The sequence below is a fragment of the Sorangium sp. So ce321 genome, assembly GCF_051530195.1.
Classification (GTDB): Bacteria; Myxococcota_A; Polyangia; order Polyangiales; family Polyangiaceae; genus Sorangium.
This window is the reverse complement of record NZ_CP150329.1, coordinates 4,953,454-4,972,190: the sequence shown is the minus strand read 5'-3', so window position 1 is coordinate 4,972,190 and position 18,737 is coordinate 4,953,454. Positions and strand designations below refer to the sequence as shown.

At 72.2% G+C, this 18,737-nt stretch carries 15 protein-coding genes; 6 read left to right on the top strand and 9 right to left on the bottom strand.

Translation table 11 applies throughout. The features are described 5' to 3' along the window. Positions 1–126: 126 nt before the first annotated feature. Positions 127–1,395 (bottom strand): trigger factor, encoded by a 1,269-nt coding sequence (gene tig, locus WME89_RS18865; protein WP_438010505.1) that lies wholly within the window; start codon positions 1,393–1,395, stop codon positions 127–129. A 226-nt stretch (positions 1,396–1,621) separates the two neighbouring features. Then, positions 1,622–1,786 carry a transcriptional regulator gene (locus WME89_RS18860; RefSeq protein WP_433936287.1) on the bottom strand — a complete coding sequence of 55 codons (165 nt, stop codon included), beginning with the start codon at positions 1,784–1,786 and terminating at the stop codon, positions 1,622–1,624. Positions 1,787–2,403: 617 nt separating this feature from the next. Here WME89_RS18860 and WME89_RS18855 point away from each other — a divergent pair. Next, positions 2,404–3,333 (top strand): ParA family protein, encoded by a 930-nt coding sequence (locus WME89_RS18855; protein ID WP_438010504.1) that lies wholly within the window; start codon positions 2,404–2,406, stop codon positions 3,331–3,333. Beyond that, positions 3,330–4,238 (top strand): ParB/RepB/Spo0J family partition protein, encoded by a 909-nt coding sequence (locus WME89_RS18850; RefSeq protein ID WP_438010503.1) that lies wholly within the window; start codon positions 3,330–3,332, stop codon positions 4,236–4,238. Before WME89_RS18855 ends, WME89_RS18850 begins: the two co-directional genes overlap by 4 nt. Before the next feature lie 88 nt (positions 4,239–4,326). On the opposite strand, the gene WME89_RS18845 is transcribed toward WME89_RS18850, so the two are convergent. Genes WME89_RS18845 through WME89_RS18830 form a run of 4 tightly spaced genes read right to left on the bottom strand, consistent with a single transcriptional unit; the run spans position 4,327 to position 9,385 of the window. After that, positions 4,327–5,373 carry a tetratricopeptide repeat protein gene (locus tag WME89_RS18845; protein WP_438010502.1) on the bottom strand — a complete coding sequence of 349 codons (1,047 nt, stop codon included), beginning with the start codon at positions 5,371–5,373 and terminating at the stop codon, positions 4,327–4,329. Beyond that, complete coding sequence (glnD, locus tag WME89_RS18840) at positions 5,370–8,231, bottom strand: [protein-PII] uridylyltransferase (RefSeq protein WP_438010501.1); 2,862 nt, start codon at positions 8,229–8,231, stop codon at positions 5,370–5,372. The genes WME89_RS18845 and glnD overlap by 4 nt, the downstream gene beginning before the upstream one ends. A gap of 18 nt (positions 8,232–8,249) precedes the next feature. Next, on the bottom strand, positions 8,250–9,083 hold the full coding sequence (locus WME89_RS18835) for a CheR family methyltransferase (protein ID WP_438010500.1): 834 nt from the start codon (positions 9,081–9,083) through the stop codon (positions 8,250–8,252). Positions 9,084–9,097: 14 nt separating this feature from the next. After that, on the bottom strand, positions 9,098–9,385 hold the full coding sequence (locus WME89_RS18830; protein WP_437310713.1) for a hypothetical protein: 288 nt from the start codon (positions 9,383–9,385) through the stop codon (positions 9,098–9,100). A gap of 112 nt (positions 9,386–9,497) precedes the next feature. Here WME89_RS18830 and WME89_RS18825 point away from each other — a divergent pair, with 112 nt between their 5' ends. Beyond that, positions 9,498–10,448, top strand: coding sequence for an ABC transporter ATP-binding protein (locus WME89_RS18825; protein WP_438010499.1), 951 nt, complete (start codon positions 9,498–9,500; stop codon positions 10,446–10,448). Between the two features lie 110 nt (positions 10,449–10,558). Next, the gene (gene crcB / locus WME89_RS18820; RefSeq protein WP_438010498.1) at positions 10,559–10,942 is read left to right on the top strand and encodes a fluoride efflux transporter CrcB; all 384 of its coding nucleotides are present in this window, start codon (positions 10,559–10,561) and stop codon (positions 10,940–10,942) included. Positions 10,943–11,083: 141 nt separating this feature from the next. On the opposite strand, the gene WME89_RS18815 is transcribed toward crcB, so the two are convergent. From WME89_RS18815 to rpsB, 3 genes are all read right to left on the bottom strand, one after another. Next, a complete protein-coding gene (locus WME89_RS18815) occupies positions 11,084–12,028 on the bottom strand; it encodes a polysaccharide deacetylase family protein (RefSeq protein WP_438010497.1) in 945 nt (314 codons plus the stop codon). A 23-nt stretch (positions 12,029–12,051) separates the two neighbouring features. Further along, entirely contained in the window at positions 12,052–13,002 is a 951-nt protein-coding gene (gene tsf, locus WME89_RS18810) for a translation elongation factor Ts (protein ID WP_438010496.1), read from the bottom strand. A 254-nt stretch (positions 13,003–13,256) separates the two neighbouring features. Further along, positions 13,257–14,147 carry a 30S ribosomal protein S2 gene (gene rpsB / locus WME89_RS18805; protein WP_437626601.1) on the bottom strand — a complete coding sequence of 297 codons (891 nt, stop codon included), beginning with the start codon at positions 14,145–14,147 and terminating at the stop codon, positions 13,257–13,259. Positions 14,148–14,624: 477 nt separating this feature from the next. Here rpsB and WME89_RS18800 point away from each other — a divergent pair, with 477 nt between their 5' ends. After that, on the top strand, positions 14,625–16,667 hold the full coding sequence (locus WME89_RS18800) for an IPT/TIG domain-containing protein (RefSeq protein ID WP_438010495.1): 2,043 nt from the start codon (positions 14,625–14,627) through the stop codon (positions 16,665–16,667). Beyond that, positions 16,667–18,709, top strand: coding sequence for an IgGFc-binding protein (locus tag WME89_RS18795; protein WP_438010494.1), 2,043 nt, complete (start codon positions 16,667–16,669; stop codon positions 18,707–18,709). Before WME89_RS18800 ends, WME89_RS18795 begins: the two co-directional genes overlap by 1 nt. Positions 18,710–18,737: the final 28 nt, after the last annotated feature.

The window sequence follows — 18,737 nt, the reverse complement described above, 5'->3', positions numbered from 1 at the left end:
GCAGGGCGACGCACGGAACACGCGCCGCCCGGCGAGCGATGGACGCGCCCGATGCCGTCCGGTGAGCGCGCCGCGACCCGGACGATCAGCGCGGGTCGCGGCAGGTCGGCCAGCGATCGGCCGCGGCTAGCCCGCGTCCGTGACCTTCGCCGCGGCCTCGATGATGTCGAGGATCTTGTCCTCGAGGATCATCCCGGCGAAGAGCTCGCGCTTCTGGGGCTCGCGGTACTCGGCCTTGATCTTCGCGACGTTCTTGCCCGTCTGCTCGGCGAGCTCCTCGTAGCCCTTCTCGAGGTCGGCCTCGGTGATCCTGACCGCCTTCGCCTTCGCGATCTCGGCCATGACCAGGCCCGCGCGCACCTTCATCTCGGCGTCGAGCCGCACGCGGGCGCGGAACTCCGGCGTCGGATCGACCCGCTGCCCCTGGCGGCGCGCCGTCGCGAGCAGCTCGCGCTCGGCGAGCTGCGCCTGCTGATCGACGAGCGACGGCGGGACCGGGATCGGGTTCGCCTTGCAGAGCTCGACCACGAGCTGCTCGGCGACCGCGTCGCTCGCCCGCTGCGTCAGCTCCTTCTCGATCTTCTTGCGGACCGACTCGCGCAGCGCGGGGAGGCTCTCCTCGCCGCAGTCCTTCGCGAACTCGTCGTCGACCTCGGGGAAGATGCGCTCGCGGACGTCCTTCAGCGTGATGTGGAAGAGCGCCTCCTTGCCCCGGAGGTCCGCGTTCGAGTGCTGCTCGGAGAACGTCACCGGCACGTCCTTCGACTGCCCGGGCGTCATCCCGAGCAGGCCGTCCTCGATCTCCTTGAAGATCTGCCCGCTGCCGAGCTCGGTCTCGATCTCCTGCGCCTTCGTGTCGCGCAGGGCGCCGCCGATCTCCAGCGTGAACGAGATCGTCGCCAGGTCCCCCTTCGCGGCGGGGCGCTCCGGCTCCGGCGCCTGCAGCGTCGAGTGCTCGCGGCGCAGGGAGGTGATCTCGGCGTCGATCATCTCCTCGCTCGGCGTGGTCGAGGGGCGCTTCACCTCGAAGCCCTCCCACTTCACCTCGGCGATGTCGGGGCGGACCTCGAACCGCGCCTTGTAGGAGAAGTTGTCGTCGGGGCGGAGCTCGGTGGGCGCGATCGCCGGCTGAGACAGCGGCTGCACCTGCTTGTCGGCGAGCGCCTGGTTCAGCGTGGCGTCGACGAGCCGCTGGGCGACATCGGCGTGGATGCGGCCGCCGTAGAGGTGCGCGAGCACCTGGCGCGGCGCCTTGCCAGGCCGGTAGCCCCGGACCCGAGCCGTCCGCTGGAGCGCCGTATAGGCCTTGTCGACCTCGCTCCGGACGCGGTCCGCGGGGACCTCCACCTGAAACTCCATCAGCACGGGAGAAAGCTTTTCGACGTTGACTTGCATGGCGTTCTTTTCGAAGGGCGGCACTCGTGCCACGCGTCGCCGGGGGGGTCAAGACGACCGACAGGACGCTGCTTTAAAAAAAGGAGCCCCGGCGGAGAGGCGGCCGCCGGGGCTCGGGATCCCGGGAGGGATCGTGCAAGCTGATGTGCATCGCCGCGCCGCGCGGCGATGCAGCGACGGGCGCGCGCGGGGAGCCGAAGGGGCTCGTCCGCGCCGCGCCTCGCGCTCAGTCGTCGTCCGAGACGTCGAAGGGGTCCTTCTCGAAATCGAGCTCAGCGTCGAAGGACCCTTCGTCCTCGACGATGTCCTCGAGCGAGAAGCCCACGCGGCTCGGGCGAAGAATCTCCCGCTCGAACTCGGCGAAGTTCTGATACGACCTGGGAAGCGGCATCTGTCCTCCTCACATGTGCCGAGGCGACGTCGGGGCGTCGGTCTGCTCGGCGAAGCTGGGCGTCACGTCCGTGGATCAAGGGCGGTCAGCGCCGGTCCTCGACGCGCGTCGAGGGCGGACGGCGGAGCGGAGCCGATCGCCGACCTGCGTTGAAGCGAAGGCGAAAGCACGAGGACCTGCGCAGGAGCGAGCAACGTAGGCTCGCGCCCGTCGCACCAGAACGCGCGGGCAAGGACGCGATCGATCGGGCCGGCGTCGCCGCGAGCCAGCAGCGCCCCCCCGAGGCCGAAGCAACGGCCCCGCCTCGAGGCACGCCCGCGGGTCGACGGCCCCGTCGTTCGCTTACCCTTGCACACACCAAGCGACATGTGGGTCACTGTAGATGGGCCTGCCGTTCAGGCCAACAATCCGGCGCGCGGATGGCCAGCCCACGGCGGGGGCGCGGGCGGTCCGGCGGTGGGAGCGCGGCGAGCCGGAGGTCGCCGCGGGTCGCTCGAGCGCTTCCTGGGGCAGGACCGGACCGGTGCGTCCGGTCGAACCTGCGGCCGAGACGCCCGCATCTCTCGACGTGCCGGTAGGGGTCGTGTAAGCAGCCGGGTCGGACGCGACACAGCACGATGCCATCGCCCAAAGAGGGGGGCGCGCCCGGCAAGCCCGGCGCCGCCTCCAAGCCTTCGCCTGTCGTCTTTGCCGTCGCCAACCAGAAGGGGGGCGTCGGCAAGACCACGACCTCGGTCAACCTGGCCGCGAGCTTCGCCGCGGCGGAGCACCGGACGCTGCTCGTCGACTGCGATCCGCAGGGGAACGCGTCGAGCGGCGTCGGCGTGCGGCGCGGGAGCTTCGAGCTGTCGCTCTACGACGTCCTGATCGGGCAAGCGACGCTGAAGGAGGCGATCGTCGCCACCGAGGTGCCGCTGCTCGACGTGGTGCCCGCGACCCAGGACCTCGTCGCGGCCGAGCTCGAGCTGGTCGACGCGGACGATCGCGCGGTGCGGCTGCGCCACGCGCTGCGCCCGCACCTCGACGGGTACGCCTTCGTCGTCCTCGACTGCCCGCCGTCGCTGGGGCTGTTGACGCTCAACGCGCTCACCGCGGCGCACCGGGTGCTCGTGCCGCTCCAGTGCGAGTACTACGCGCTCGAGGGGCTGACGCACCTCATGGCGACCATCGACAGGGTGCGGAGCGCCTTCAACCCGGAGCTCACGGTCGAGGGCGTCGTCCTCACGATGTTCGACGGGCGCAACTCGCTCACCCACCAGGTCGCCGACTCGGTGAAGGCGCATTTCCGCGTCTTCGACTCGATCATCCCGCGCAACGTGAAGCTCAGCGAGGCGCCGTCCCACGGCAAGCCGGCGCTGCTCTACGACGCGCAGTCGAAGGGGGCGCAGGGCTACCTGAGCCTCGCGCGCGAGATCCTGGACGGCGCGCCCGCCGCCGCGGCGGACTCGAAGAAGAGGCAGCGCGGGGATGACGCCGAGGCGGAGCCGCAGGCCGAGGCCTCGCCCAACACCGGAGCGCGCGCGAGGGACGCGCGACCCAGATCATGAATGCCGATCAGAAAGGGGCGCGGCGCGCGCTCGGACGAGGGCTCGACGCCCTGCTCCCGGCGCCGCCGCCGGCGACATCGACGGCGGCCGAGGGGCGCAGCGTCTTCGTGTGCGCGATCGAGAAGATCGTCCCGCAGAAGGGGCAGCCGCGGCAGCACTTCGACGAGACCGAGCTCGAGGAGCTCACCGGGAGCATCCGCGAGCACGGGCTCATCGAGCCGCTCATCGTGCGCAGGACGCAGTCCGGCAACGACAGCTTCGAGCTCATCGCGGGCGAGCGGCGGTGGCGCGCCGCGCAGCGCGCCGGGCTCCGGGAGGTGCTCGTCGTCGTCAAGGACGTCTCGCCCAAGGAGGCGTTCGAGCTGGCGCTCGTCGAGAACGTGCAGCGGGCCGACCTCAACCCGATCGAGATCGCCGAGGCGTTCGATCGGCTGCTGCGCGAGCACAGCTACACGCACCAGACCCTCGCGGAGCGCGTCGGCAAGGACCGCACGACGATCGTCAACTCGCTCCGGCTCCTCCGGCTGCCGCAGCGGATCCGCAGCATGGTGATCTCGCGCGAGCTCAGCGAGGGCCACGCGCGCGCGCTGCTCGGGGCGCCGAGCGACAAGGTGATGGCCGACGTCGCCGAGCGGACCGTCCACGGCAAGCTCCCGGTCCGCAAGGTCGAGGCGCTGATCAAGGCGGCGAAGGAGAAGGAGAGCCGGGCGGCCGATGGCGGCGAGGAGCCCGGCGAGAAGAAGCGCGAGGGGAAGTCCCCGGCGATCAAGGACCTGGAGGCGCGCCTCATGCGGCGGCTCGGGACCCGGGTCGAGGTGCGCGACGAGGGCGGCCGCGGCGAGCTCGGCATCACCTACGGCTCGCTCGACGAGCTCGACAGGATCATCGCGCTGCTCGGCGCGTGAGCCGCCGCGGGCGGGCTGAGCCTACGCCGCGCCCGCCCGGCGCCGGCTCGCGGGGCGGGCTGTGACGCCCACCCCGCGACCAGCTCTCCTATTTGATCCGGGCGCTGAGCTGCTTCACCTTGGCGCGGGCGCGCTTGCCGATCTCGGTGTCGCCGCCGTGCTTCCCGGCCTCCGTGAGCGCCGCGAGCGCGCTCTGGGGCTTGTGCTCGGCCAGGAACGACAGGCCGAGGTAGTAGTGCGCGGCCGCGAACTTCGGCTCGACCTTGATCGCCGCCTGGTAGTCGGCGCGCGCCCCCGGCTCGTCGCCGAGCTCGTGGCGGCACGTCCCGCGGCGCACGTGGAACTCGGCCTCCGGCTTCAGCTTGATGGCGCGGTCGAAGGCCGCCACGCAGTCGGCGTACGCCTTCGCCGGCCCGAGCATCCGCCCGATCGTCGCGATCGTCGCCACGTCGTCGCCGGTGGCGGCGAGCGCCTTCTTGAGCTCGGCCGCGGCCCGGTCGAGCTCCTTCGCCTCGAACAGCATCGCGCCGTAGGCGAAGCGCGTGGCGGCCGCGTCCTCGGCCTTGAGCGCCGCCTCGTAGTGCTTGCTCGCGTTCGGGACGTCGCGCTTCAGGCCGTACGCGTAGCCGAGGTTCTGGTGGAGCGCCGCCCGGCCCGGCGCCTGCTCGATCGCCTTCGAGAGCACGGCGATCGCCTCGTCGGGCCGCGGCGGCTCGTCCAGGTAGAGCGCCGCCAGGTTCAGCGCGGCGGCCTCGAGCTTCGGGTCGCTCGCGAGCGCCTTCTTGTACGACGCCTCGGCGCCGGCGCGGTCGTTCGTCTTCTCGCGCGCGAGCCCGAGGTAGTAGTGCGCCTCGGCGCTGCCCGGCTCGTGCTCGATCGCCTGGAGGAGGTGCTGCTTCGCCTCCTCGTACTTCTCGTTCTTGATGTAGGCGATGCCCCGATCCAGCGCCGTGGACGACGCGCCCTTCGAGGTCGCCTCGTCGCTGCCGTCAGGGGGATCGGCGAAGAGCTGCTCGCGCGGGGGCTCCTGCGCTCCACCACACGAAAGGGCGCACGCCGCCGCGCTCGCCGCGAGCGCCACGACCGCCATGACCTGCCGCGCGGACGCCGCGCGCGAGAACCACCTGCCGTTCATCCGACACTCCCTTCGCCGTCCAGGCCCTGGAGCACCGCATGGAGCCGCTCCTCGACCTCTTGCATCCGCTTGCCGTTCGCGAGCTTCGCCCCGTCCGCCTCGCTCACATAGAACACGTCCGCCACGCGCGTCCCCTCCGTGTTGATCTTCGCGATCGAGATCGAGAGGCCGAGCTGGTAGAGCGCGTCCGAGACCGCGAAGAGGAGGCCGGGGCGATCCCGCGTGAGGACCTCGATCACCGTGTGGTGGGAGGCGCGGTCGTCGATGGAGATCTGCGTCCGGACCTTCGGCGTCGGGCGCTCGCGCAGCGCGCCCCCCCGCCGCTTCTTGGCGAGATCCGCGCCGGAGATCTGGCCGGAGAGCGCCGCCTGGATGTCGGTCATGAGCTTCGGGATCGCGCGGGCGACCCCCCCTACCCCTTCGCCGCGGTCGCGCACCCAGAACAGGTCGACGGCCTGCAGGCGCACGCCCGCGGGCGGAGACGAGCCCGCCCTCCCGCGGATCACGCCGCCCTCGTCGCCGCTCACGTCCTCGCACGCGCGCGAGTGGATCTGCGCGGCGTGGACCTCGAGGCGCGAGGCGGCGAGCGCCGCGGTGATCGCCGCGAGCAAGCCGGGGCGATCCGGCGCGACGACGCAGAGCTCCGCGGCCTCCGGGTGGCGCGACGGCACGAGCGCGACCGACACGCTGTTCCCGCCGGACTGCTGCTGCCGCGCGAGCTCGGCGTGCGCGGCGATCGCGGCCGGGCTGTTCGCGAGGAGGTAGCGCTCGGGCATCGAGGCGAGGTAGCGGGCCAGGAAGTCCCGCTGCGCGCGCCGCTCCGCGTCGTTCGCGGCGGGGAGATCCTCGAGGGCGCCCACGGTGCCGCTGATCGCGCGGGCCATGCGCTGGTCGTCGATGCCGAGCGGCCCGCCGTCCTCCCGCGCGCCGCGCAGGGCCGCGTCCGCGGAGAGGTACAGCTCGTCGAGCATCCGCGCCTTCCACGACGTCATCGACGTGGGGCTCGTGGTCGACAGATCGGCGACCGTGAGCAGGTAGAGGTCGCGCAGCCCCTCGCGGCCGTGCACCTCCTGGCAGAACTCCGAGATCGTCGCGGGGTCGTCGAGATCGCGCCGCGTCGCGATGAGGTACATCACGAGGTGCTTCAGGATGAGGTGACACGCCTCGTCGACGTCCTCCGGCGGGAAGCCGAGCCGCTCCAGGATCTTCCTCGCCATCTCGGCGCCGCGCCGGCTGTGATCGGTGCCGCCGATCGCCTTGCCCACGTCGTGCAGGAGCGTCGCGAAGAACAGCATCGTCGGCCGCGTCGCCTCGGCGGCGAGCCGGCACGGGAGGCCGAACTCGCCCGCGAGCTCGCCGCGCGCGAGCGCCGCGAGCCGATCGACGGCGGCCACCGAGTGCACGTCGACGGTGTACACGTGGTAGACGTCGTGGTGGACGCGCCCCACGACCGGCAAGAACTCGGGGATCATGGCGAGCAGGAGGCCGAGGTCGTGCAGCTCGCGCACGACCGAGCCGCTCTGCAGCGCCGTCTCCTTGCACGTGGCGACGAGGGTCCGGAAGCGCTCGGCGGCCTCGGGGCTCTCGCGGAGCGCCGCGCAGAACGCCGGATCGCCGGCGGCGCGGACGATCGCCCCGCGGGCGTAGGGCAGCAGCGGGACGCCGCGCTCCACGGCCTCGGAGACGAGCCGCAGCGCGATCGCCGGATCGGTCCGGAGCAGATCCGGATCGCTCATCGTGATGCAGCCGTCGAAGAGGCGGACGCCGCGGCCGAGGTCCTCGTCGCGGCGGCGGCGCCGCGTGAGCGTCGGCGTGGCGCGCGAGACGATGACATCCAGGGCGCGCGAGATGGTCCGCGCGCTCCGGTAGTAGTCGCTCATCATGCGCTCGATCGCCTCGGGCGAAACGGAGGGCTCATCGGGAGACGACGCGTCCTTCTGGCCGTCGCCGACAGGCCCCGCGCCCTTGCTGTACCCGAGCGCGCCCGCGCAGAGCTCCTGCTCGTCGAACGTGAGCCGGTCGGTCCGCCGCCCGGAGTGGGCGTGGAGGAGGTTGCGGGTGCGCCAGAGCATCTCCGCGGCGCCGCGGATCTCCTCGGCCTCGCGGGCGACGAGCGCGCCGAAGCGGACCAGCGCGTCGAACTCGCCGACGCCGTAGCGCGCCTTCGCGGCCCAGCGGGCGACGTCGAGGTCGCGCAGCCCGCCCGCGCCGTTCTTCACGTCGGGCTCGAGCAGGTAGACCGAGCCGCCGAAGCGCTCGTGGCGCTGCGAGATCTCCTTGCCGAGCCGCTCGATGAAGCGGGGCAGCTCCGAGTGCGCGAAGATGCCCATGGCGGCGCGCTGCCAGAGCGACTCGGACAGCGACGCGTCGCCGACGACGTGGCGCCAGTCGAGCAGGCTCGTCGCGGTCGGCAGGTCCTCGCGCGCCCCCTCGACGAGGTCGTCGATGGTGACGACCTGGTGCCCCACGGTGACCCCCATGTCCCAGAGCGGGTAGAGCAGCGCGTCCGCGATGGCGCCGGCGCGCTGGGCGTCGCGGGCGAGGATGCGCACGTCGAGGTCGCTTCGCAGCGCGACGGCGCCGCGGCCGTAGCCGCCGACCCCGGCGATCGCGACCGAGTCCCACGCGGCGCGGCTCGGGGCGCCGGACTCGCGCAGCAGCTGGAAGAGGCGGACCAGGAGGTCGTCGAGCAGGCGCGCGTGGCGCCGCCCGAGGGCGACCCCGAGCGCGGCGGGATCCGCGGCCGGCGTGGGGCCGCTCGGCACGGTGCGATCGAGGTTCGCGCGCTCGCGCGCGTAGGCGGCGCGGAGCTCGGTGAGGCCGCTGGGCCTGGATGTGGGGGAGAGGTCGAAGCTCATGCGATGTGTGGTTCCCTCTCAGGAGCCCGGGGCGCGGAAGGCGGTGACCTGTGCGTTGACCCTGACCGGGGTGAGGCCAGCGCTGCAGAGCCGCGGCGCCTCGCTCGCGGCCGAGAAGAGCAGCCCACCCGGGCCGAGCTCGGCCGCGAGGCGGCGGGCCACCGCGTCGCCGGCGGGCTCGGCGAGGTACAGGAGCACGTTCTTGAAGAAGATGATCTGGAAGCCGCCGCTCGGCACGGCGTGGACCAGATCGCAGACCTCGAAGGACACGACGTCGCGGAGCTTCTGGCAAACGTGCAGCGCTCCGCCCTTCTGCTCACAATAGCGCTGAAGCAGGGCCGGGGGGAGCTGGTCGGCGGCCTCGGCGGAGTAGACGGCCTCGCGCGCCGCCTCGATCGCCGGGGCCGCGCGGTCGACGCCGAGCACGCTGAAGCGGCGGCCGGTGCTCGCGAGGAGCATCCCCAGGGTGTAGGCCTCCTCGCCGGTGCTGCAGCCGGCCGAGAGGCCGGCGATCGGGAGGTCGGGCGGGAGCCTGGGCAGCACCGAGGAGGCGATCGCCTCCCAGATGATCGGATCGCGGTAGAACCGCGTCTCGCCCACGCGGAGCGCGCTCACGACCTCCTCGATGGCCCCCCTGTCGTCGTGCAGCCGCTCGGCGGCCGCGAGCGGGGACACCCCGTGGCGCGCGGCCACGCTGCTGAGGACGGCGAGGACCCGCTCGCGCACCCAGCCCGGGGCGGCGAGGCTGCGGCCGAGGCCGAACCGGCGCTCCAGCTCGGCGAGCGCGAGATCGACGGCCCGCTCGGCGGACCGCGCCGCAGGACCTCCTCCCGCTCTCGGCGACCTGGACATGGGAAGCGCCGCGATCAGCCCAGGAAGCCGGCCTTCCGGGCCTGCGCTCCCTTGCCGCCGCCGTCGAGGGCGATGGCGAACACGTCCTTCAGCGCGAGCACGAAGGTCTCGCCCTTGGTGCTGCGGGCCTTCAGGAGCCCGCCGACGCTCGACACCGCCTCGATCTTGGTCACCGGGAGCGACACGCCTTCGTGGGCGGCGTAGAGCGTGAACACCCGCCCTTCGGGGAGCTCGGCCCAGCCATCCTTGTCGATCTTGGCCTCGGCCGTGTCGAGGGCTGCCTTGAGTATGTCGTCGGTCATGAGCAACGTTTCCGTCCCACGCCCGGCCGCGTCAAGCGCGTGCTGAGCCTTACGGCAATGCAAGGGGATCTGCGTCCCGCGGGGGCCCCCTCCGTGGTACCGTGACCCGCCGATGTCGAGAAGGCCGCCCAGCCAGGCCCCCCAGAACGGGCAGCCCCCCCAGAACGGGGCCTCCGCCGCACCGGAGGGGGCGCAGCAGGCGCGCGACATGCCGCCGGGGTGGCAGCCTGGGGATCACCTCTTCGTCGATGACATCAAGAAATCGTTCGGGCCGACGAAGGTGCTGCACGGCATCACCATGCACCTCCGGCGGAGCGAGACGGCGGTGATCATCGGCGGGTCGGGCGCGGGCAAGACGACGCTGCTCCGGCTGCTCATCGGCCTGGAGCGGCCGACGAGCGGGCACATCTGGGTCGACGACGTGGATATGGGCTCGCTCCAGGACTACGAGATGAACCGGATGCGCCAGCGGTTCGGGATGGTGTTCCAGTACGCGGCGCTGCTCGACTCGCTCACGATCTTCGACAACGTGGCGTTCCCGCTGCGCGAGCACCGGAAGCACATGTCGAAGAAGGACATCCGCGACAAGGTCGTGGACATGCTGAACTCGCTCGGCCTCGAGAACAAGGAGGACCGGATGCCGTCGGAGCTGTCCGGCGGGCAGCGCAAGCGCGTGGGCCTGGCGCGCGCGCTGATGCTGGAGCCCGAGATCCTCATCTACGACGAGCCGACGAGCGGGCTCGATCCGCTGACGAGCCGGATGGTCGACGACCTCATCGAGGAGACGCGGGCGCGCTACAAGGTGACGAGCGTGGTCATCTCGCACGACATGGCGAGCACGTTCCGCATCGCGCACCAGGCGTTCCTCGTGATCCAGGGGCGGGTCGTGGCGTCGGGGACGCCGGACGAGCTGGCGTCCGGCGACAACGAGCAGGCGCGCCAGTTCATCGCGGCGGCCGGGGTGGCGCCGGATCAGATCTCGCGGGTGAACCGGCCGGCGCTGGCGGACAGCAGCAAGGGCGACGGCGGCCAGGTGATCGAGTTCAGGAAGGCGGCGGAGTAGGTCGCGCGGGCGCGCGCTCCCGCGGCGGCGTCGCTACAGGCGCAGCGGGGAAGCAGCAAGCGAGCTGCCGCCGACCACAATGGTCGCGACGCGCGCGGTAGAGCAAACGAATGGATCGGTGGTTCTGGATCGGTCTCGGCGGCGCCGCGGGCACCCTCGCCCGCTACGGTCTCTCGACGTGGTGCCAGCAGCGCTTCGGCGCCGCGTTTCCGTACGGAACCCTCGCCGTCAACGTCATCGGGTCGTTCTTGCTCGGCGTCATCCTGCAGATCGCCGCGTCGACAGAGCTCGTGTCGCCGACGCTCCGCCTCGGCTTGAGCACCGGGGTGATGGGTGGGTTCACCACGTACTCGAGCTTCAACTACGAGACGATCAAGCTCTTCGAGGAAGGGGCGTGGTGGGTGGGCGCGCTGAATGTCCTCATCACCGTGGCCGGGTGCATGATCGCGGGCGTGCTGGGGATCGTCGTTGCGAGGCGGCTCGTCGCGAGCTGAAGCGGTCGATGCGGATAAGGTGACCCGCGCGGGCGGCGGCTGGCCGAGGTGCGGACAACACCGCGGGGCGGCAGCGCCTCCGGCCCCCCAGTCTCCAGGGGTGAGACGCGTGCGAAATGACCGTGTCTGGTGAATCCCTCGTCACGCGATGAGCCCGCGCTCCCTCGCCGCCTCGTCCAGCCGCACGAAGCGCGCGCCTCTCCGCGCCGTCTCCTCCACGAACGCCCCCAGCGCCTCGAGCCGCCTGCCCAGCGGGACGCGCAGCTCCGGCTGGTACCGCGCGAGCGCCTCGAGCCCGTCGCTCCGGTCGAGGAAGTCCATCCCGTGCAGCTCCAGGTTGACGAGCGCCTCCCCGGCGCAGGCGCGCGCAAGCCAGCGCGCCCCCGCCGCGCCGGCGAGCGCCACGCTCGCCCCGATGACCGGCAGCCGCGGCCCGGGCGTCACCTGGATCGGCAGCTCGACGAAGCGCCGCCCGCCCCGCCGGTACCACGGTCGACCCGGCCGGTACGGACGGCGCGGCGCCGCGAGGACGCACGGGGTGTCCAGGACCGCCGCCGATCCCCTCCCCTGCGCGCGCTGCACCCCCATCGCGAGCGCCTTCGCGGCGTAATACGGCGGGCACGGGAACACCGAGGAGTCGAACTCGACCCCGATCGTGTCGAGCACGTCGAACAGCGCGTCGCTCACCGTGTACCCCGGCGCGCGAAAGCCCGTCGGACGCCTCCCGACCGCCTCCGCGATCGCCTCGGCGCCCAGCAAGACGTCGCGCGCTATATCGGCGCGCGGGAGCCGCGACAGGTCGTAACGATGCCCGTACGAGTGGTTCTCGACCGCGTGGCCCGCGTCGCTCAGCGCGCGCAGCGCCGCCGCGCTCGCCGGACGCGCGAGGTCGCGGCCGATCGCGAACAGCGTGACAGGGATGCCGTGGGATGCAGCGAAGCCCGCGACGCGCGGCAGCGCCTTCTCATAGACGGCGTGCAGCGCGCCCGCCGCCCCGGAGCGCTCCGGGACGGCGAGCCCGTGGAGGGCGAAGTAGTTCGGGACCTCGTCGAGGTCGATCGAGACGGCGGCGAGGCGACCCGACATTGGACCGCGTCAGCCGGACCGCCTCAGCTCGCGGCCATCTTCGCCACCTCGGCGGCGAAGTCGTCCTCTTTCTTGGCGATACCCTCGCCGCGCTCGTACCGCACGAAGCGCGTGAGCGTGAGCTCGCCGCCGGCCGCCTTCGCCGCCGCCTGGCGCAGCTTGTCGATCGTCTGGCCCGCCACGCCGCGCGACGCCGCCTCCACCGACTCCTGCTCGAGCAGCGCGACCTCCGAGTACCACTTGTTGAACTTGCCCTCGATGATCTTCGGCCACGCCGACTCCGGCTTCGGCTTCGGATCCTCGCGCAGCTGCCCCTCGAAGATCTCCTGCTGCTTGGCCTTCTGCTCCGCCGTGACCTCCTCGCGGCGGAGGACGAGCGGGCTCATCGCGGCGGCCTGCATCGCCGTCTCGTCGATGAACTTCTGCACCTCGGGGTGCTCCGCGACCGCCTGGCTCGACGCCTCGACCGCCACGAGCACGCCGATCTTGCCGCCCAGGTGCACGTACGCGTGCGCGACCCCGTGCTTGCCCTCCGGGATCGACACGCGATCCCAGCGGCGCACCGCGACCTTCTCGCCGATGCGCGCGGTCAGCTCCGTCGCGGTGTCCGCGACCGACTTGCCGCCGATCGAGAGCTGGCTCGCATCCGCGCCCTCGGGCGCCTTCTCGGCCGCGGCGAGCACCTCGCCGACGAACTGCCGGAACGCGTCGTTGCGGGCCGCGAAGTCGGTCTGGATGTTGACCTCGACCATCGTCGCGCTCCGCCGATCGGCCGCGACCGCCGCGCGAACCTCGCCCTCGGTGGCGGACGCGCCGGCCCGCTTGGCGCTCTTCGCGAGACCCTTCTTGAGGATGATCTCGACCGCCTTCTCCATGTCGCCCTCGGCCTCCGTGAGGGCGCTCTTGCAGTCGCTCATCCCCGCCTGGGTACGCTCACGAAGCTCCTTGATCGCCTGAGCATTGATGCCGGCCATGGCTCTATTCTCCTTCAACCTGGATAGAGAGGCCGCGCCGAGCGGCCCCTTTCATCGCACTTCAGACTGGTGATCACGTGGGCCCGGGCGCCGCACCGGTCGAGCCGCAGAGGCACAAAGGGCGCAGAGCGGTGAAATTTGCATTTCTGTCCCTGCGCCCTCTGCGCCCCGCGGTCCACCGGACCCAGGCGGGAGGCGACCTCATCGCCCCGCCGCCCGGGCGCCGAGCCGCTCCGATGCGGCTCGCGCCGCCGCTAGGACGGCTGCTGCTGGCGCGGACCGCCGCCGCGGCCGCCGCGGCCGCCCTGGTACACGTTGATCTCATCGCGCTGGCCGCGACCGCCGCCGGCCGGCGGCTGCGAGCCGTGCGCGCCCTCGCTGTGATCCTTGCGGCGCTGCGCGCCCTCGACGCACGCGTCCGCGACGCGGGCCGTGATCAGCCGGATCGAGCGGATGGCGTCGTCGTTGCCCGGGATCACGAAGTCGACGAGATCCGGGTCGCAGTTCGTGTCCGTGATGGCCACGACCGGGACGTTGAGCTTGCGCGCCTCGCTGATCGCGATCGACTCCTGGTGCGGATCGATCACGAAGATCGCCGCCGGGAGCCCGCCCATGCCCTTGAGGCCGCCCAGGTACTTCTCGAGCCGCTCGCGCTCCTTCTCGAGGCGGACGACCTCCTTCTTGAGCAGCTGCTCGTAGGTCCCGTCCTCCTTCATGCGCTCGAGGGTGCGCAGGCGATCGAGGCCCTGCTTGATCGTGCGGAAGTTCGTCAGCGTGCCGCCGAGCCAGCGGTTCGTGACGAAGTACATGCCCGACCGCCGGGCCTCCTCCTGCACGATGTCCTGGGCCTGGCGCTTCGTGCCGACGAAGAGCACGTGGCCGCCGCGGCCGACAGCGTCGGTCAGGAAGTCGTACGCGCGCTTGAAGAGCCGCGTCGTCTGGTCGAGGTCGATGATGTGGATGCCGTTGCGCGCGCCGTAGATGAACGGCCGCATCTTCGGGTTCCAGCGCTTCGTCTGGTGGCCGAAGTGCACGCCGGCGTCGAGCAGCGAGCGCAGCGGGAGCGGGAAATCCCCCGGCTGGGGGGCAACGGCCTGCATGGTGTCGGCCGCGGGAGCGGATTCGGAGAAGCTTGTATCAGTCACGGCATGTCCTTTCGGTTGGTCCGCCGCTCCCCCTCTCGCGACCAACCCCACGAGCGGACAGGAGCGTCCGCGTCGATGGGGCACCGGGCCGCGAAATGCCGTGGGTGCCAGGAGAGCGTGTGGATTCGGTCGCTGCGACGGCGAAGGCGAGGATTCGTCCTCCGCTGTCCCCCTCGTCACGAGACCGCGAGAAGGGGGCGGTTTGCTACCCCGGTGCGCCTCGCTTGTCAAGCGGACGCGGCGCCGCGTCACCCGCCGCTGTTTCCCGCGATTTCTGCCCAGATTCGCCCTGGATTCGACGCGCTCGACCTCCCCCGGGACCGCCCGGGAGAGACGCGCCGCGCGCAGCGGGAGCGCCGCGCGCAGCGGGAGCGCCCGCGCCGTGTGCCGGCATCCTCGATGATGACGTACACTCCGCTCGTGCGAACCGCCTTTCTTAGAGCACGCTTCGCCCCGATCTGCGCGGGCCTCGCGGTCGTGTCCGCCTGCATCGCCTCGGCGCCCGAGGGCATCCGCCGGCAGACGGACGACGAAGGCGACGGCGGCGACTTCGGGGTGGACCCGCAGGCCACGTCGTCGTCCACGAGCGCCGGGCTGCCGAGCGCCGACCCGCACGCCCTGCTCGGCGCCGACCCGACGCACGGCCCGTTCAACGGCGGCCAGCGCGTCCTCCTCCACGGGAACGGCTTCAGCTCCAAGGTCCGCGTCTGGTTCGGCGACGTCGAGGTCGATCCGTCGGCCATCGTGCCTGTCGATCCCAGCCGGGTCCAGGTGGTGGCGCCGCCTGGCGCGGCGGGCCCCGTCGAGCTCACGGTCCAGAACGGCGACGACGAATCGACCCGGAGGGCGCTGCCCGGCGGCTACGTCTACGACGCGCTCTACGCGTCCCCGTCGAGCGGGCCGATCTCCGGCGGGACGACCGTCGAGCTCATCGGACAGGGCACGCAGTGGGACGCCACGACCGTCGCCAGGATCGATCAGAAGCCGTGCACGTCGCTCGCGGTCGAGGGGCCGACCCGGCTCCTCTGTACGGTGCCCCAGGGCACGCCGGGCGCGAAGACGATCTCGGTGACGACCGGCGACGAGACGATCCTCGTGCTGGACGGCTACACCTACGAGGACAGCGCGAACGGCTACAAGGGCGGCCTCAGCGGCGCGCCCCTCGCGGGCCGGCTCAGGGTCCTCGTCTACAACAACTTCACCGGCGACCCGATCCCGGGGGCGCGCGTCGTCGTGGGCAGCAGCATGACCTCCGCGCTCACCGGCGAGGTGGACGCGTCCGGCGTCGCCGTGTTCGCCGACGCTTCGCTCGACGCCCCGCGGACCGTCACCGTCGCCGCGACGTGCCACAGCCCGATCTCGTTCGTCGACGTGCCGGTCGACACGGTGACCGTGTACCTGGATCCCGTGCTCACGCCCGCGTGCGGCGCCTCGGGCGATCCACCTCCCCCGGTCGGCGGCAAGGTGGGCACCGCCGGCGTGCTCTACGGCGAGCTCGTCTGGGACCAGTCGCTGGACCCTGGCGCCGGCGTGTGGGGCAACGTCCCGAGCCCGCAGCGCGAGACCGAGCGCCGGGTCGCGTACGTGTTCACGACCGGGGGCGATCCGCTCGCGACCTTCCAGCTGCCGCCCGCGATCCAGGCGATCACCCCGGAGACGCCGGGCGAGCTCGGGCACGGCTTCTCGATGTACCTCGCGCCGGGCAACCGAACCATCTACGCGCTGGCGGGCATCGAGGATCGATCGCCGAGCCCGCCTCGGTTCACGGCGTACGCCATGGGCGTCGTCCGCGGGATCCCGCTGCTCCCGGGCAAGGCGACGGAGGACGTGTTCGTGCGGATGAACCAGCCGCTCGACCACGCGCTGGCCATGGACGTCGCCGCGCCAGCGAAGGGGCCGAAGGGGCCGGATCGCATCCAGGCGAACGTGTCGCTGATGATCGGCAATGACGGGTTCGCCACGCTGCCCGTCGGCGCCCAGAGCCCGCTCATCCCGTTCGACGGCCGGCTGACGTTCGTGGGCGTCCCGCCGCTCGACCACGACCTGCTCGGCGCGCGCTACCACTCCTCGGCGCGCGCTGTCACCGGCCAGGCCGGGCTCGCGCCGCTGTCCGTCGTCGGGCGGGTCCTCTCGACCACCACGAGCGAGCCGGTGCGCATCGGCGATTTCGTGGGTGTGCCGACCCTGGAGGCGCCGGCGCCGAGCACCGCGTGGGACGGCGCGCACCTGGCGACCTCGTTCAGCGCGGGCGCGCCCGTCGACCTCAGCGTCTACGACATCGCGAGCGGGAACGGGCTCATCCGGTGGACCGTCGCCGTGCCGGCGGGGTCGCACGCCGTCGAGGTGCCGGACATCCGGCAGCTCGAGGTCGAGCACGGGGCGCTGCCGCCGGGACCGCTCACCATCGGGGTGTACGGGGCGCGGATCGACGGCTTCGACTACGGCAAGCTCGTCTACCGGCAGCTCAAGCCGCAAGGGATGACGGCCTACGCCCTCGACAGCTTCGGCGCGCACCTGTGATGCAGAAGCCGCTCCACACGAAGCGCGCTCGCCGGCCCGGCCGCCGCGCCCGGCGCTCTGCAGCGGCCGCGGCCCTCACCGCCGCGGCCGCGTGGCTCGCGCTCGCGCCGAGCTGCTTCGACAGCGGCAGCCGGTGGGGCGACATCTCCGTGGAGCCGCCGCCCGAGCCGCCCTGCGCGGCTGGCGAGTCCCGGTGCGGCGCGGAGCTCGTGCGGTGCGAGGAGACAGCGGCCGGGCTCGCCTGGGTGACGGTCGACGACTGCGCCGCCAAGGGCCTCGTGTGCGCGTCGGTGGAGCTCGGCTGCAGGGCGTGCCTGCCCGGCACGTCGTCGTGCCGCGGGCAGGACGTCGTGGCCTGCGAGCCGGACGGCAGCTTCGGCGGCGTGCTCGACACGTGCGACACGGGCGCCGGCGAGGCGTGCCGGGGCGGGAGCTGCCTCCCGCTCTGCGCCGTCGCCGAGGTCGAGCGGAGCAACGTGGGGTGCGAGTACTGGGCGGTCGATCTGGACAACGCGCTGATCGACGCGACGAGCAACGCGGCGGCGCAGCAGTTCGCGGTCGTGATCTCGAACCCGCAGCCCGACGTGCCGAACGAGGTCCGCATCTTCCAGGACGACGGCGCGCCAGGCGATCCGCCCGCCCCCGTGGAGATCGCGAGCGCCATCATCGCGCCGCTCTACCTCCAGGTGTTCAAGCTCGGGCCGCGCGAGGTCGATGGCAGCCCCGAGGGGGAGTACAACACGGGCACGCACACGGCGCTCACGCGCCACGCGTACAAGATCACGTCGAAGTTCCCCGTCGTCGCGTACCAGTTCAACCCGCTGGAGAACGTCAACGTGTTCTCCAATGACGCCTCGCTCCTCAAGCCGCGGGAGGCGCTGACGTACAACCCGGGCACCCTGTCGACCGCGTACGTCGTGTCCGGGTGGCCGCAGACCATCGCGAGCACCGACGATCCGGACACGAACTTCGATCCGCTGAACCCGACCGATCTCCGGGCGTTCCTGACCATCGTCGGGACGCGCGACGACACCACGGTGCAGGTGCGGACGACGGCGAGGGTCGTCGGCGGCGGGCCCGTCCCGGAGACGCCGGCGGACGGGTCGATCGAGGTCAAGCTCGGCGCGTTCGACGTGCTCAACCTGGAGACCGGCGGGTTCAACGCGGACTTCACCGGCTCGGTCGTGAAGGCCGATCAGCCGATCGCGGTCTTCACCGGCGGCGAGGCGTCCGACGCGCCCCACTTCAGCAAGCTCGCGGACCGGCGCTGCTGCGCCGATCACCTGGAGGACCAGCTCGACCCGATCCGGGCGACCGGCAAGCGGTTCGCCGTGCCGCACACCCCGAACCGGTCTCAGACGGCGAAGCAGGCCGGCGCGCAGATCGAGGTCGTGCCCGAGCCGGAGTACGTCCGGATCATGGCCGTGAGCGGCAAGGGCGCCGAGATCACGACGACCCTGCCGCCGCCGGACGACCGGATCACGCTGACGTCGCTGGGCCAGTTCCACGAGGTGACGGCGTGGGGCGACTTCCTGATCGAGAGCTCCGAGCCGGTCGTCGTGTCGCAGATCATGGCGAGCCAGAGCGCGACCGGGGTCAAGCAGGGGCTGCCGGGCGGAGATCCGAGCCTGATCATCCTGCCGCCCGTCGAGCAGTTCCGGCAGGACTACGTGTTCCTGACGCCGGACAAGTACGCGTTCGACTTCATCTCCGTGATCGCGCCGCCGTCCGCCGTCGTGCAGCTCGACGGCGTGACGCTCGGGCCCGAGGAGTGCGAGATCGCGCCCGCGGACGGGCTCACCGACGAGCAGCGCGGGGGCGGCGCGCCGCCGTTCGTCGTCTACCGGTGCCAGCTGAGCTTCGCGGCGATCGATCCGGAGAAGCTGGCGCCGGACAACGTGCTGCCCGGGAGGCAGCGTGACGGCGTGCACCGGATCGCGGCCTCGGCGCCGGTGGGGCTGCTCGTCACGGGGTTCGACTCGTTCGTGAGCTACGCCTACGCGGGCGGCACCGAGCTGCGGGAGATCGCCGCGCCGGACTGAGCCGGCGCGCCGGTGACGCCGCGGTCAC

Excerpts from the sequence above, each read along its gene's own strand:
- tig (WP_438010505.1), bottom strand. The coding sequence starts at position 1,395 with ATGCAAGTCAACGTCGAAAAGCTTTCTCCCGTGCTGATGGAGTTTCAG.
- WME89_RS18855 (WP_438010504.1), top strand. The coding sequence starts at position 2,404 with ATGCCATCGCCCAAAGAGGGGGGCGCGCCCGGCAAGCCCGGCGCCGCC.
- tsf (WP_438010496.1), bottom strand. The coding sequence starts at position 13,002 with ATGGCCGGCATCAATGCTCAGGCGATCAAGGAGCTTCGTGAGCGTACC.
- crcB (WP_438010498.1), top strand. The coding sequence starts at position 10,559 with ATGGATCGGTGGTTCTGGATCGGTCTCGGCGGCGCCGCGGGCACCCTC.
- glnD (WP_438010501.1), bottom strand. The coding sequence starts at position 8,231 with ATGAGCTTCGACCTCTCCCCCACATCCAGGCCCAGCGGCCTCACCGAG.
- WME89_RS18815 (WP_438010497.1), bottom strand. The coding sequence starts at position 12,028 with ATGTCGGGTCGCCTCGCCGCCGTCTCGATCGACCTCGACGAGGTCCCG.
- WME89_RS18845 (WP_438010502.1), bottom strand. The coding sequence starts at position 5,373 with ATGAACGGCAGGTGGTTCTCGCGCGCGGCGTCCGCGCGGCAGGTCATG.
- WME89_RS18860 (WP_433936287.1), bottom strand. The coding sequence starts at position 1,786 with ATGCCGCTTCCCAGGTCGTATCAGAACTTCGCCGAGTTCGAGCGGGAG.
- WME89_RS18850 (WP_438010503.1), top strand. The coding sequence starts at position 3,330 with ATGAATGCCGATCAGAAAGGGGCGCGGCGCGCGCTCGGACGAGGGCTC.
- WME89_RS18830 (WP_437310713.1), bottom strand. The coding sequence starts at position 9,385 with ATGACCGACGACATACTCAAGGCAGCCCTCGACACGGCCGAGGCCAAG.
- WME89_RS18835 (WP_438010500.1), bottom strand. The coding sequence starts at position 9,083 with ATGTCCAGGTCGCCGAGAGCGGGAGGAGGTCCTGCGGCGCGGTCCGCC.
- WME89_RS18825 (WP_438010499.1), top strand. The coding sequence starts at position 9,498 with ATGTCGAGAAGGCCGCCCAGCCAGGCCCCCCAGAACGGGCAGCCCCCC.
- WME89_RS18795 (WP_438010494.1), top strand. The coding sequence starts at position 16,667 with ATGCAGAAGCCGCTCCACACGAAGCGCGCTCGCCGGCCCGGCCGCCGC.